The organism is Herminiimonas contaminans (assembly GCF_015645465.1).
GTDB classification, from domain to species: domain Bacteria; phylum Pseudomonadota; class Gammaproteobacteria; order Burkholderiales; family Burkholderiaceae_D; genus Oxalicibacterium; species Oxalicibacterium contaminans.
Genome location: NZ_JADOEL010000054.1, coordinates 1 through 1,197 on the forward strand (window position 1 = coordinate 1; position 1,197 = coordinate 1,197).

General features: G+C 54.9%; 1 protein-coding gene. It reads right to left on the reverse strand.

From position 1 onward, the window contains the following. Nucleotides 1–39: 39 nt before the first annotated feature. Nucleotides 40–1,127, reverse strand: a protein-coding gene (locus tag IXC47_RS19295; protein ID WP_195876772.1) for an IS3 family transposase whose coding sequence is annotated in 2 segments (ribosomal slippage) — nt 40–866 and nt 866–1,127 — 1,089 coding nt in all. Because the reading frame shifts where the segments join, the coding sequence is not laid out codon by codon here. Between the last annotated feature and the right edge of the window lie 70 nt (nt 1,128–1,197).

Below are 1,197 nucleotides of genomic sequence, written 5' to 3' on the forward strand. Positions count from 1 at the left end.
GGTAATCCCCCCATTTTTAAAGCGACTTGAGAGTAGAGACTATGCGGCCAGGGCCAGTTTCTGTTTTGGGGTGATGCCTCCGATGGCCATGTTGGGGCGTTCGTGATTATAGGTCCATAGCCAGCGGGTAGCGTAGTCCTGGACGTCCGCGATGCTATCGAACAGGTAATGGGCCAGCCAGTCATATCGGACTGTGCGGTTGTATCGTTCGACATAGGCATTCTGCTGCGGCTTACCAGGCTGGATGAATTCGAGGTGAATGCCGCGACGTTGCGCCCACACAGCAAGCCCAGCACTAACGTATTCCGGGCCATTGTCACAGCGTATGCGCCTGGGCTTGCCGCGCCACTCAATGATTTGCTCCAGCGAACGAATCACCCGCTCTGACGGCAGCGAGAAGTCCACTTCGATACCCAGGCCTTCCCGGTTGAAGTCATCAATCACGTTGAATAAGCGGATGCTACGGCCGTCGGATAGCTGGTCATGCATGAAATCCATCGACCAACCATCATTGATCTGCTTCGGTTCAGCCAGCGGTTCCGGCTTCTCCCGTACCAGTCGTTTCTTTGGCTTGATGCGCAGGTTCAGCTCCAGCTCCCGGTAAATCCGGTACACCCGCTTGTGGTTCCAGCCGAAGTGCTTAACGTTGCGAAGATACAGAAAGCACAACCCAAAGCCCCAGTTGCGCTGGTTGGCCGTCAACCGTATCAGCCAGTCGGCAATCTCGGCATTCTCTGATGACAGCTTCGCCTGGTACCGGTAGCAGGTCTGGCTGATGCCAAAGGCTGTACAGGCCAGCCGGATACTCACTGCCTTGTCGTTGACTGCTTTTTGCGCCATCTCCCGACGACGAGATGGCGCTACCACTTTTTTGCCAGCGCCTCCGCCACAATCTCAGCCTTCAGGCGTTCTTCGGCGTACATCTTCTTCAGACGCCGGTTCTCTTCCTCGAGCTCCTTCATCCGCGCCATCATCGACGCATCCATGCCGCCATATTTGCTGCGCCACCGGTAGAACAGGGCTGAACTCATGCCATGCTCACGACACAGTTCCGGCACCGGCGTGCCCGCTTCTGCTTGCTTAAGGATGGCAATAATCTGGCTTTCCGAAAAACGCGACTTCTTCATGTAAAACTTCCTCAATTTCGATTGGAGAAAATTCTACTTTCAAATTCACTTCTTTTCCGGGGGGATTACC